We start from the raw sequence: 12,251 nt of genomic DNA, 5'->3' as shown, positions 1-12,251 counted from the left end.
TGTCATCGTCATACCGGACGTCGGGCGGCTGAGCGGAGTCAGCGAACCCGCCGGCGCGGGAGCGCATTCGAGATCATCAGGCATCACCGCCGTGGCGCCTGATCGCACCGGATGACACTCGGCGATCAGGCCCGGCACGCCCCACCGGGGTTCGCATCGAAGGGGCCGGGGTTCGAACCCCTCATTTCCACCCAGGTCGAAGGCCACTTCCGAGAGATCGGGAGCGGCCTTCTGCGTTGCTGGGTGACCAACCGAGTGACTACGCCTCACGGGGTGGCTGCGGCCTGCCATCCGTCGTACTCGGCGCGGTAGTGAGCCGCCAGGTCGTCGAACAGGTTGCCCGTTTCCCGTACGAAGTCGGGTGAGATCACCGCGTTCGTTTCACAGGTCACCGGCCAGCTGTCCGGGTGCTCCGGGGCGGGCTTCCCGACCTCGGCGCGTAAGCCGTGGCCGGCGCTGCCGGCAACCTTGGCGACGCTCTGGGCGACTTCGAGGGTCGGGGCGTACATGTAGAAGATCACATGGCGAGGTTGCTCAAGATCAGCCCCTGCCTTGGCGAGCTGATCCATCACCATCAGATCCTTGTACTTGATCCCAAGCTGCGGTGACCGCTCTTCCGGATCGACTTGCTCACGCTTCTTTCTCCGGAACGGCCACATGCGTCATCCTTCGTATTCTTGTTCGGATTGGCGATCATAGTCAGTCCGGGAAAAGCCGGTCCAGGGCTTCGACCCCCTCCGGGAGCGTCGGGCGGAGCTGCTTGCGGTAGACGGTCTCTGTCGTCCAAGCGTTGCGGTGACCGACCGGGCGGGAGATGTTCTCCGGGGGCACCCCGGAGTCCGGCGGCAGCGGGACGAAGCTGTGCCGCGCCTCCCGGGGTGTCCAGTCCTTACCGGTGGTCTGTTGGATCCGGACGTGGAGATCAAGGGTGTGCCCGGCTTCGACGGCGGCGAGTAGGCGGTGGAGTTCAGCGGGCGGGAGCGCGTGGGACCAGACACGCCAGTGGCGCTGGAGCCGTATCCAAGAGGTGAGCCGCGGACGAGGTCGGGACCCGGTCGACGAACTCGGCGACCTCGGCCGTGAGCGGCTCAGTTCAGCCTCACCGCCGCATGGACGTACTGCGAGGAGGGTCCGTCCTGCCGCAGCGGGCCGAGCGGATCGCACCAGTAACCGGGCAGGCACGACGCTACCGGAAGACTGGCGAGCACCACCGCCCACTTGGCCCCCGGCGCGGCGGCGCCGGCGTCCCAGCTGAGCGTCCAAGCGCCGTCCCGGATCATTGCGGGGCTGGAGGAGACCTCCCAGGGGTACGGGGCACCCGGCGGGGCCTCGCGCAACGCCCGGATCTCCTCATAGTGCGCGGACTCCCGCACGGTCCCGCGGAACTCCGCCCGTGCGTTGTCGGCCGACCAGGCGTCGACTGTGAGTCGCCCCGCGCTGGCAGGTGAGGTCTGCGCCGCGCCGGGCGCGGGCGGCGTTCCCGCGCTACAGGCTGCGGACGGCAGGACGACGGCGACGGCCAGGGCGATGGCGAAGCGTTTCATGTTCAGGTAGACGTCCGCACCGGTGCCCTGGTTCAGGTGGTCGGGCGCGCCGGGTGGCGTCCTTCGAGAGAACGAGATCATGCATGCGCGGAGTCTCGCGGGTCGATCCGACAGGCGGTCGGCGAGGCGGCACTCGGAGTCGACGCTTTTGCGTTTGGTGCAACTGTCGGGCCGTCACGAGCCTGTCGGACGTGAGGACGGACGATGACTCTGCCGCAGCGCGGCAGCTTCGTCGCCGATAGCCGACCGGGAGAATCGACCGCGGAGGCCGGCGGAGTCAGCGGAAAGCCAGCGAACCCGCCGGCACGGGAGCACCGTCGAGATCATCAGGCGTCACCGTCACGGCACCTGACGGCACCTGACGGCACCTGACGGCACCTGACGGCACCTGACGGCACCGGATGACATCCGGCGATCAGGAGCGGCACACCCCGCCGGGGTTCGCATCGAAGGGGTCAGGGGTTCGGATCCCCTCCTCTCCACCAAGGCCGGAGGCCGCTTCCAGGGCGTTGGAAGCGGCCTTTCGCGTTGCCGGGTGTCACCCCGGCCGGCCGGGGGAGGCCAGGCCGCGGCGCTCGGCGTACGGGTGAGTCATCGGCGCCCGTAGGTGAGGCGCCGTAGCGCGGCCTCAGCCGGTCCCCTGTGCCCGCCGGGCGCCAGCAGCGCGGCGAGCACCACGGTGGCCAGCCAGGTCACCACGGCGATGCCGGACGCCGCGGCGTCACCGACACGCGTGCTGAGCCCTCCGGCGTATGGCGCGAACACCGCCACGAAGATCACTGACTGGAGGAGATAGCAGGTCAGCGACCACTGGCCGCACGCGGTGAGGGCTCTGACGACCGGGCCGGGACAGCCGTGTCGTATCCGGCCGGCGGCGAGCCCGATGATCGCCGCGTACGCGAGCCCGCCGGCGATGCCGGTCACGCTGTGCAGCGTGTACGCCGACACGGCGACCATGTCCGGCGGCGTCCAGATCCGGGTGTCGATCAGCATCAACGGCACCCCGCCGGCAACGGTCAGCCCGGTGCCCAGGGCGGCGACCCGGAAGAGCAGGTCTCGGTGCGACACCGGGTCCTCCAGTATGCGGCGCCGGGCCGCCCAGATCCCGAACAGGAAGGTCGGCACCACGCCGGCGGCGAAGTACGTGGGCGTCATTCCGGACCATCCGATGAGCCGCATCACGGTTGCCTCGATCGGGTCCGCCATGGCCGCGGGTGTGTCGCCCTTCGGCGCGGAGACGGTGAGCAGCCCGAAGCCGAACAGCACCACGACGTGCAGCACCAGCCCGACGACGGCGGCCCGCAGCACGGCCCTGTCCTCGCGCCGGATGAACCCGACGAGCACCAGCCCGACGAGCCCGTACGCCCCGAGGATGTCACCGAAGAACAGCAGCAGCGCGTGGCAGAACCCGAACGCCAGCAACCACAGGCTCCGGCGGCGCAGTACTTTGCGCACCTGCGGCCAGTTCCTGCCCGTGGCGAGCTGCCGGTTGGCGAGCTGCACCAGGCCGTAGCCGAACAGGGCGGCGAACATGGGCAGCGCCCGTCCGTCCACCAGCAGGATCTGCGCGCCGGCGACCAGCCGGTCCAGGGTGCCGCCGTCGCGAGCGTAGCCGCGGAAGCCCGCCTCGTGGCCTGACAGGTACATGTGCGCGTGCGCCAACGCGATGAGCAGCAGCATCAGCCCACGCGCGAGATCGGGCGCGAGGGCGCGCCGGGTGATGGGAGTGGCCCCGTGAACGGGAGCCGGTGGGGCGATGGGCATGACTGTCCCCTCAGAATTAGATACATAGATGTAGCTAATTCTCAAGGTAAGCTACATCTGTGTAGCTAATCAAGGGGGTGGCGATGAGTGACCGCAACGCCCGGACGCGCCGGCGAGGAGAAGAGCTGATCAAGGCCATCCACGACGCCGTTCTGGAAGAGGTGGTGGAGGTCGGCGTGGGGCGGTTGACCATGGACGGCATCGGCCGGCGCGCGGCGACGCCCCGCACCACCCTGTACCGCCGCTGGTCGGACCCGATCGAGGTGCTCCTCGACGCGCTCTACCACCAGCACCCGGTCGAGGAGCCGGCCCCGGGGGCCGACGACCTGCGCGGCGACCTCATCCGTGCCCTGCGTCTCATGGCCGAGTGGGCCCTCAGCCCGGCCGGCCGCGCTGTCGCGGCCATCCTCACCGACCCGAAGAGCGCCGGCCTGATGTCCGAGGCCCTGTTCGAGCGGGTCTTCGCCAACCGGGGCGGCACGTTCACCCGTACCGTGCTGCAGCACTACGCCGACCGGGGCCGCTTCCCTGCCGAACTGCTCACCCCGGTCGTGGCCGACATCGGTGAGGCCCTCGTCACCAAGCGCCTGATCGATGCCGGAGCACCGCCCACCGCCGAGGACCTCGCGGCGATCGTCGACCAGGCGATCCTGCCCGCGATCGGGTTCGGCCCGCGAGCACCGCAAGCATCGTGAGCACCGCAAGCATGACCTCAGGGGACGGAGCTCTCCCGCAGCCGAACCGGCAGGCCGAAGACCGAGGTCGCCGGCCCGCAGCGCCCGGGATCGGCGACGTCGGCCAGATCGCGAACCGCTCGGCGATCGCGTTCTCCCGCAGAGCCCGCAGGATCTCGCGCAGGTACGTTCGCATGCCCTCGATGACGTGGCCGTACCGTCCCTGCATGTCCGGGTCCTCGCGACCCGTCCGCTCCGTCCTCGGGGCCTTCCTGACCCCGGCGTCGTCCATCCGCGCCCGGTGTCCGTGCCTCGGCCGTGCGGAGCCTTCCGCTCCCGGCCGACGCCTCCGTGGAGCCGTCATCGCCGTGATCGCCGGCTGAGGTGCCGGGAGTCACCTCCGGGGTGGAGCGGCACTCACCCTGCAGAGGGACGATCCGGCGGCGCGGTGACGACCACGATGTGATCCATCCCCTGTACCGGCCTTCTCCGGCACCCGTGGACGATCCGCGGGACGCGATCGGCGCCACCGGTCACGCATGCCGGAACCCCGAACCGTGGGGTGACGTGAGCCGTCGGCACCGTGCTCTCGGCGCACACCAGACGAAGCAAACGCGAACCGGAGGACATGGACATGTACAAGAAGGCCCTGCCCGTCGCGATGGCGGCGGCCGCCCTGGCCACGCTGGTCGCGGCCCCCGCGTCCGCGGCGGCACCTGCGGACGCGGCGGTGTCCACGGTCGCGGTACCGGACATCGTAATTCGCTACGGAAGTGTCCACCGCCTCAAGGAGCCGAACAGCATCTTCGTCTGTCCGGCCGACGAGGTGCTGATCGGTCGGGACCACAAGGGGGACGAGAACGGCTGGACCAAGTACCATTGCGGCCAGATCGTCATCGACGGTGAACCGGCCTCCGTGCTTGACGGGAACTGGAGCCCCACCATGGTGGAGAGCGACTCCCACTTCACCACTTCCAACGACAGGGTCATTCTCGGCAGGAGGCACGACGGTGACGAGAACGGCCTGACGCAGTATTTCACCGGCACGGTGCACTGGCGCGGCAGTCAGGTGCGGATCGCCTCTCGGAGGTGGACCGCGGCGATGAGGGAGAGCGACCACTCCGGACGGGCGGGCTCCAACGAGGTCATGGTCGGCCGTTGGCACAACGGGGACGAGAACGGCGACACCTTCTACGAGTTCGGTAAGGTCGCTCTCACCGTCGGCGGCTGAGAGCCTCCGCCCGCGCTTCCGGGCACCGTCCTCCGCGACGGTGCCCGGACATGTCGATGAGCATGGTCCTCTCCGTCTTACCGCCCCGTGTCACGCCGACCTGGGAGACGACCCGGCCGTTCACGACCGCCTTGGCGCCGCGCACCCTCCTCGACCGTGCCGACGATCCACCGGCGCGCAGGGCGACCGGCTCGGCTGCCGCACTCCGCTGTTGCCAGCGCACCTCTCAGGCAACAGACTGCGAGATGGGCAGTACTCGATTGATACCGGCGGCGCTTTCGACGCATCGCCGCCCGGCCTGGCAGTGGATCGTCCGTGTGGAGGAGCGGCCTATGACGGGGATCGACTACTCGTTACTCGACCGCGACGCGGACGCGCTCTATCTGGCTATCGGAGAGGCTCTGCTGGCGGGGGAGCTGAAGTCCAAGGACGCCGACGACGATGAGAAGCGCGAGACGGGTCGGGCGTGGTTCGAGCAGAACCTGCAGGTGTTCCGCAAAGCTGTCTGCACCTCGGTCCGTATCCGTAAAGTCGTGTTCGGCCCCGGTAAGGTCGAGCGGAACACGCTCTTTGCGGCCCTGGTCGACACCTTGGCCGCGCTGAACGGCTTCCAGGTCCCCGTGGCCGTCGTGTCCGCTCAGTTGATCCACTACGGCCTCGGCCGGTTATGCCCGAACCTCGGACCGGTCGAGACCAGGGATGAGTGAACCGGCGGCGTTCGCGGACCTCGTCGACCCGGCGGAGCTGCCGGGATGTGTGCCTCGTGAGCTGTTCGACGGCTGCTCGCGGACTTTCTCGGCGCTGACCCACCTCATCGATCGACCGAGCGGGGTGCGCGAGCGCGGCCCGAGAGTCGCAATCACCGGGTCTCCCTCGCTGATGTGCAAGCTCCAGGTCACCGATACGGGTGAGTCGCTCGTCGTCGTGCCGCTCGGGCTCATCGCGCGGGTGTACACGCTGGCGCTGATCCTGGAGACTCACCGCAGTGGCCTGCAGGCCTTCTTCGTCGGGGACGAGCCCGAGCTGGCGCGGCTGCTCCGCCCGCCGGCCCGGATCGCCGCGCTGTTCGGAAGATCAGACGGCTCGGGAGCGTTCTGGGAGCGGCTCGGCGAGATCCAGGAGTCGTTCGGGGCGCGAGGGGAAGGGCCGGCCGAGGCGGCCCGGATGACGGCGTTACTGGCGACGGGCTTTTTCGTATGCCATGAGGTCGGGCACTGGGTGCGGATGCATGATTCGGTGGGCCGGTTGCCGCGTACCGGTGAGGAGGCGCGCGCCACCGGGCTGCCCCTTTCCGAGCTGCGCCGCGGTATTGAGATCAGTGCCGACGTCAGCGGGACGGTGATCCTGACCAGTCTGGTCACCAAGTTCCCCGACCTGGTCTGGAGGGCCCCGCCGCCGGTGCGCGCCCGGTGGGCCGACCTGCTCTACGCGGTTGCCGTCGGCTTCTCGCTCTTCGAGGTCCACGTGCAGGAGGGCCCCGAAGCGGGGCCCGGAACGTATGAGGACGTGGTGATCCGGCACCAGATCTGCATCGAGGCGAGCGGACTGGTTGCCGAGGCGGAGGGCCCGGAGGCCCTGGAGGACTGGGACACGGCCGAGCGGGAGGCCTGGCTCAGGTACCGGGAACGGTTCAGCGCGTTTCAGGCCGCCTCGGCTGCCGGAAGGTACGGCCCGAGTGGGGACGAGGGCATCGGCGCGCCTCATGACCTTCTCAGCCGATCCGGCTCGCCCGAACTGTTGAGCGCGCTCGTCGCGGCGCGGGAACTGCACGACCGGGTGGTGGCCGCCGTGCAGGAAATCCAGCGGTCTGCCGGCCCCGGAGAGTCCGGTACGGGGTTCGACGAGGAGTCTTTGCATCGTGGCGTTGAGATGGTCCCGTCGTGCGACGTGGGCACGAGTTTGATGCGCCGTTGGAAGGCCGGTGAGGCGGGCGCGCATCGGGTGGGCGCGGCCATCGTCTCCGCCGTCGTCGACGTCCGCCGTATCGGCTACCGGGGAGACCTCACACCGGGCGACGTCGGTGCCCTCTGCCGGCACTACCTGCCCGACGGGACCGCAGACGTGCCACAGGAGACGTATGCGGCCGAGATGCGCTGGGCGAACGAGCGCATCGGCGGGGTCGCCTCCTGTGTCCTCCATGTCGAGTCCCGTACGTTCGAGGCGGCCCCGGCGCTGATCGCCGCGGTACGGGACGGCGAGCCCGGCCGGAACGTGCCGAAACAGGTGTGGCAATGGCTCGTCGAGCATACGGACGACGCCGATCAGCTCTTCACTGTGGCCGCCCACGCGATATGGCGGCGCAACCTCGCACTGGCGGAGCAGGCGCTGGACAAGATCGAGCGTGGCGGGGAGCAGCCTGAGATCGTGGCCATGTGGCGGGGGATGATCGAGGATCTCCGGGGCAACGCGGGAAAGGAGATGGCCCACTACCAACACGCTCTCCGGATCGGCGAGGCCCCCCACGCCCTTTTCCGGCTTGCCGAGCTCCATCTCCGTACGGGTGGCCTCGACGAAGCGGAGGCGCTGCTGCGCCCGCTGGCGGACGAGGGGCACCCGGCGGCGATGTGCGACATGGGACTGATCGAAGAGCGCCGGGGGCGGATGGCGTCCGCGAAGCGCTGGTGGGTCAGGTCGTCCGCGGCGGGTGACACCCGTGCCTCGAACAACCTCGGCAAGTGCGCCCTCGAAGAGGGCGACGTGGAGGGCGCGGGACGGTGGTTCGCGATCGCGGCGGAAGTGGGTGATCTGCTCGCCCTGTACAACCAGGGGGTGCTCGCCGACATGCGGGGCGACGCCGGCGACGCGGAGACGTGGTGGCGGATCGCCGCCGACTCCGGCAGCACGGACGCGATGCGGGAACTCGGGCGGTTGCTGACGGCGCAGGGCCGCGATGCGGAGGCGGCGGCCTGGTGGCGGCACGCTGCCTCTGTGGCGGGGCGGCAACTGGTCGCCGACCCCGCGTTCCGTGACGAACGTCTCGCGCTCGGCGAGACCCTCAAACAGTGGGACGACCGAGTGAGCGACGCGCAGGAGGCCGGCTCTGTCCGCAATTACGGCCTGCTGCTGGCGATGTCCGGCGATCTCGCCGGAGCGATCGTCGCGATGGAGCGGGCGCGCGACGGTGGAGACAGAGAAGCGGCCGAGTTCCTCGACAGGGTCGCGGCGACACCGGCACCGCCCGAACGCCGGCGACGGCGCTTCCTCTTCGGGCGCCGGTCCTAGCTGATCCGGGTGCCGGTCCTGGCTGATCCGGGCGCCGGTCCTGGCTGATCCGGGCGCCGGTCCTGGCGGACCCATGTCCACTCTTTCCCAAGACATGTTGGAAATGTCATAATCCCAATATGTCTTGGGAAAGTGGTGACGGCCTGGTGCCGCTGCGCGCGCTGGCGAACCCGCTCCGGATCCGCATCGTGTCGCTGCTCACCGGCACGTCCATGTCGGCCACGGAGGTCGCGGAGGAGCTGGGCATCGCCCACGCCTCCGCCAGCTACCACCTGCGCCAGCTGGCCGAGGCCGGCTTCCTGCAGCAGGTGGACGAGCGGCCGTCACCGGGCGGCAAGGGCAGGCCCCGCCGGCTCTACCGCTACGACCCCTCCAGCGGCGCGCGGCTGGAACGCGCGAACGGCCGGCAGCTCATGCACGAGGCGCTCACCACCGACCTGGCGCGACGTCTCGCCCAGACCAAGCTGCAGCGCATGTCCATGGACGCCGAGGTATGGCTGGATCGTGCCACGTGGGAGGAGATCGTCGGGCTGATCGAGCAGGCGGTCACGCTGGCCCACGACAAGGCCGGGCCGCCCCGCTCCGGCGACCGGGTCAAGGTGAGCATGACCGCGCTCCTGCTGGAACTCGACGACGTGCGATGACCCGCCTGCTGATGGCGTGCGCAGCGGCGTGCTTCCTGTCGCTCGGACTGCTCATCCCCACGATCCCCAAGTACGTCACCGGCCCGCTGGGCCAGGGTCCGGGCCTGGTCGGCGGCTGTTTGGCGATCACGGCCGGGTGCGCCGTGCTCTTCCGCCCCCTGGCCGGCCGGCTGGCCGACCGGCGCGGCCGCAGGGCGGCGGCCTGCACCGGCGCCGCGCTGCTGGCGATCACTTCCTTCGCCGTGCTCATGGCCGAGTCGCTGCCGCTGTTCCTGGCGTGCCGGGCCGTCGCAGGAGCGGGGGAGGCGCTGACCTACGTCGGCCTGGCCGCCGCGGCCAGCGATCACGACCGTCCGGGCGCCGCGATCAACCGCTTCTCCGTCGCGGTCAACGCCGGCCTGCTCGCCGGACCGGCGCTCGCCGAGGCCGGCCATTCCGTCGCGGGCCTGCGGGCCGCATGGGCACTGTCCGGAGCCGTCGCCCTCGTGGCCTTCGTGGCCTGCCTGTTCCTGCCCGCGGGCCCGGCCGCCGTCGGCGATCCCGCCGGCACGAGGAAGACCGGGCCGCTCGTGCATCGCGCGGGACTGCGTCCCGGGCTGGCGTACTGGGCGTCGGTGTGGGGATACACCGCCTTCAGCGCCTTCCTCCCGCTGCACGTCGCCGCGCTGGGCGGGAGCGGCAGCGGCCCGCACTTCCTCGTCTACGGCTGCGTACTGCTCGCCGTGCGGCTCGGCGGCCAACGGTGGGCGAACCGGATCGACCCGCGCAGGACGGCGACCGCGGCCCTGCTGGTCACCGCGGCCGGGCTGGCCCTGCTCGTCGCCTGGCCGTCCGTGACCGGGGCGCTGGTCGCCGCGGCGGTGATCGGCGCCGGGCAGGCGCTGGGACTTCCCGCGTTCCTCACGATGGCGGTGACCGGCCTGCCCGCCGCGCAGCGCGGTTCGGCGGTGGCCACCACGACGGCGTTCTTCGATCTCGGGTTCATGACGGCCGCGCTCGCGCTGGGCGCCGTCGTGCAATCGTCCGGCCTGGCCTACGGCTTCGCCGTCGCGGGCTGCGTGCCGGCCCTGGCGCCGCTGCTGTTCCTCTCCCTCTCTCGCAAGGCCCGCAAGACATCACCCCAAGGAGGCAGTCATGACCATTCCCGCGGCTGAGCTGGCCGACTACGCCGACGTCGTCCTCGACGTCGCCGTACCGGTCGTCGCCGGCGACCGGGTGCTGATCAACGCCGAGATCGAGCACGCCCCGCTCGCCCGCGCCCTGACCGAGGCGGCATACGCCCGAGGCGCCCACTATGTCGACATCTGGTACTTCGACCCCTACGCGAAGCGATCCCGGGTCCGGCACGCGGACGCGGCCACGCTGAGCGAGGTCCCGGCCTGGCTGGACGCGCGCAACGAGGAGCTGGCCCGCCACTGCGGTGTCCTGCTCAACCTCCGCGGCGCCACGGCGCCGGATCTCCTCGCCGGGCAGGACCCGGTACGGGCGGGCCTGGACCGCATGCCGTACCTCACGTCGAGGCAGCGGCTGCAGATCGACAACCTCGTCCGCTGGGCGGTGATCCCCTGCCCGACCGCGGAATGGGCGCGCGCGGTCCTCGGGGAGCCGGACGAAACCCGCCTCTGGCAGTACCTGCGCCCGATACTGCGCCTGGACCGGCCCGACCCCCGCGCCGCCTGGGAGCAGCGGATCGCCGAGCTGCTGGGTCGCGCGGAGGTGTTGAACGGGATGCGGCTCGACGCCGTCCGGTTCGAGGGGCCGGGCACCGACCTGACCATCGGCCTGCTCCCGGACGCGCACTGGAACGCGGCGCGCCTCGAATCCGTGAAGGGGCACCGCTTCCAGGCCAACCTCCCCACGGAGGAGGTGTTCACCACCCCCGACTACCGCCGGGTGGAGGGCACCGTCCGTTCGACGCGGCCGCTCGCGCTCGACGGGAGCGTCATTCGCGACCTGGAGCTGACCTTCACCGGCGGGGTGGTCACGCAGGTGAGGGCGAGCACCGGCGCCGACGTGGTCCGCACCCACCAGGCGACCGACGCGGGCGCGGCCCGCCTGGGCGAGCTGGCCCTGGTCGACGGCTCGTCGCCGGTCGGGCGATCGGGCCTCACCTTTCTCGAGACCCTGCTGGACGAGAACGCCACCTGCCATCTGGCCTGGGGTGCCGGCCTGCCTCCGGGCGTGCCCGAGCACCTGCGCGGACGGGACGCCGCCGGGCTTGAGGCGGCCGGGGTCAACATCTCCGGCGTGCATGTCGACTTCATGGTGGGCGGCCCCGACGTCACCGTCACGGGGATCGGGCACGACGGCGGCGTGATCGAGTTGCTTCGCGACGACGAGTGGCAGGTCTGAACCGCCTCGGCGCCCCTGGCGCGGCCGGGCCGCCTCCGGCGCGCGGCTGGGCCGGCACGCCCGTCCAGCCGTGAGGCTCGGCCGCTCGCGCGTCCCGGTGGAGACCCCGGCGTCCGGTCGGCCGCGTGGTCCCAGGACCCGGACGGCGGCGAACACCATGACGGGACCCCGCTGCGAAAGTGAGCGGCGTTCGACTGCGGATCAAGGATCTCCTCCCGAAGAGGCGGCCTCTTTTGGATAGCTCCACTATCCACTATTGGGATAGCATCACTATCCAAGGGAGGGTGAGTTCTATGACCGTGATCGTCCTCGTCATGGCCACGCTGTGCTTCCGCCTGTCGGGCGTGCTCGGCCTGGCACGCTTCACCACCTGGCGGGTGAGCGCCGCGCACGGCCTGGCCGTCATGCTCGTGATGACGGCCAGTGCCCACTTCGTCCCGTCAGGCGTGACCTTCATGCCGAACCACGCCGACATGGTGGCCATGGTCCCGCCGCTCGTCCCGTTCCCCGCCCTCGTGGTCTACCTGACCGGCGTCCTGGAGCTGGCCGGGGCGGTGGGCCTCGTGCTCCCGGCCACCCGGCGGGCGGCCGGGAGCTGCCTGGCGCTGCTGTTCGTGCTCATGCTTCCGGCCAACATCCACGCCGCGCTGGCCGGGGTGACCCTGGCGGGAGAGGCGGCGACGCCGCTGTGGCAGCGCATCCCCGAGCAGGTCCTCTACATCGGCGTGGGGCTCTGGGCGGCGGGCGCCATGGGGGGACGTTCAGGCCGTACGGCCTCCGCGAGCAGCGCGTCTCCCGTGCTTTGAACCGTCGCCGGCCG

At 70.7% G+C, this 12,251-nt stretch carries 11 protein-coding genes; 8 read left to right on the top strand and 3 right to left on the bottom strand.

Annotated elements, in window-relative coordinates; translation table 11 throughout:
• Positions 1-266: 266 nt before the first annotated feature.
• From ABD841_RS30795 to ABD841_RS30785, 3 genes are all read right to left on the bottom strand, one after another.
• Positions 267-659 carry a ribonuclease E inhibitor RraB gene (locus ABD841_RS30795; protein WP_344979105.1) on the bottom strand — a complete coding sequence of 131 codons (393 nt, stop codon included), beginning with the start codon at positions 657-659 and terminating at the stop codon, positions 267-269.
• 429 nt (positions 660-1,088) lie between these two features.
• Entirely contained in the window at positions 1,089-1,625 is a 537-nt protein-coding gene (locus ABD841_RS30790; protein ID WP_344979103.1) for a hypothetical protein, read from the bottom strand.
• 510 nt (positions 1,626-2,135) lie between these two features.
• Positions 2,136-3,308, bottom strand: a complete 1,173-nt coding sequence (locus ABD841_RS30785; RefSeq protein ID WP_344979101.1) for a DUF418 domain-containing protein — start codon at positions 3,306-3,308, stop codon at positions 2,136-2,138.
• An 83-nt stretch (positions 3,309-3,391) separates the two neighbouring features.
• On the opposite strand from ABD841_RS30785, the gene ABD841_RS30780 reads away from it, so the two are divergent.
• The 8 genes from ABD841_RS30780 (at position 3,392) to ABD841_RS30745 (ending at position 12,237) form a co-directional block, all read left to right on the top strand.
• Complete coding sequence (locus tag ABD841_RS30780) at positions 3,392-4,003, top strand: TetR-like C-terminal domain-containing protein (protein ID WP_344979099.1); 612 nt, start codon at positions 3,392-3,394, stop codon at positions 4,001-4,003.
• A gap of 607 nt (positions 4,004-4,610) precedes the next feature.
• Positions 4,611-5,213, top strand: coding sequence for a hypothetical protein (locus ABD841_RS30775; protein WP_344979097.1), 603 nt, complete (start codon positions 4,611-4,613; stop codon positions 5,211-5,213).
• A 50-nt stretch (positions 5,214-5,263) separates the two neighbouring features.
• The gene (locus ABD841_RS30770; protein ID WP_344979095.1) at positions 5,264-5,920 is read left to right on the top strand and encodes a hypothetical protein; all 657 of its coding nucleotides are present in this window, start codon (positions 5,264-5,266) and stop codon (positions 5,918-5,920) included.
• Complete coding sequence (locus ABD841_RS30765) at positions 5,913-8,435, top strand: SEL1-like repeat protein (RefSeq protein WP_344979093.1); 2,523 nt, start codon at positions 5,913-5,915, stop codon at positions 8,433-8,435. Before ABD841_RS30770 ends, ABD841_RS30765 begins: the two co-directional genes overlap by 8 nt.
• Positions 8,436-8,554: 119 nt before the next feature.
• Positions 8,555-9,079 carry an ArsR/SmtB family transcription factor gene (locus ABD841_RS30760; RefSeq protein ID WP_344979091.1) on the top strand — a complete coding sequence of 175 codons (525 nt, stop codon included), beginning with the start codon at positions 8,555-8,557 and terminating at the stop codon, positions 9,077-9,079.
• Positions 9,076-10,233: an MFS transporter gene (locus ABD841_RS30755; RefSeq protein ID WP_344979089.1), complete on the top strand. Its 1,158-nt coding sequence runs from the start codon at positions 9,076-9,078 to the stop codon at positions 10,231-10,233. The genes ABD841_RS30760 and ABD841_RS30755 overlap by 4 nt, the downstream gene beginning before the upstream one ends.
• On the top strand, positions 10,214-11,431 hold the full coding sequence (locus ABD841_RS30750; RefSeq protein ID WP_344979087.1) for an aminopeptidase: 1,218 nt from the start codon (positions 10,214-10,216) through the stop codon (positions 11,429-11,431). The genes ABD841_RS30755 and ABD841_RS30750 overlap by 20 nt, the downstream gene beginning before the upstream one ends.
• 293 nt (positions 11,432-11,724) lie before the next feature.
• Positions 11,725-12,237 carry a DoxX family protein gene (locus tag ABD841_RS30745; RefSeq protein WP_344979085.1) on the top strand — a complete coding sequence of 171 codons (513 nt, stop codon included), beginning with the start codon at positions 11,725-11,727 and terminating at the stop codon, positions 12,235-12,237.
• Positions 12,238-12,251 lie beyond the last annotated feature (14 nt).

It is taken from the genome of Streptosporangium fragile (assembly GCF_039534445.1).
Lineage (GTDB): Bacteria > Actinomycetota > Actinomycetes > Streptosporangiales > Streptosporangiaceae > Streptosporangium > Streptosporangium fragile.
Note: the sequence above shows the minus strand (reverse complement) of the source record. Positions and strands in the feature narration are given on the sequence as shown.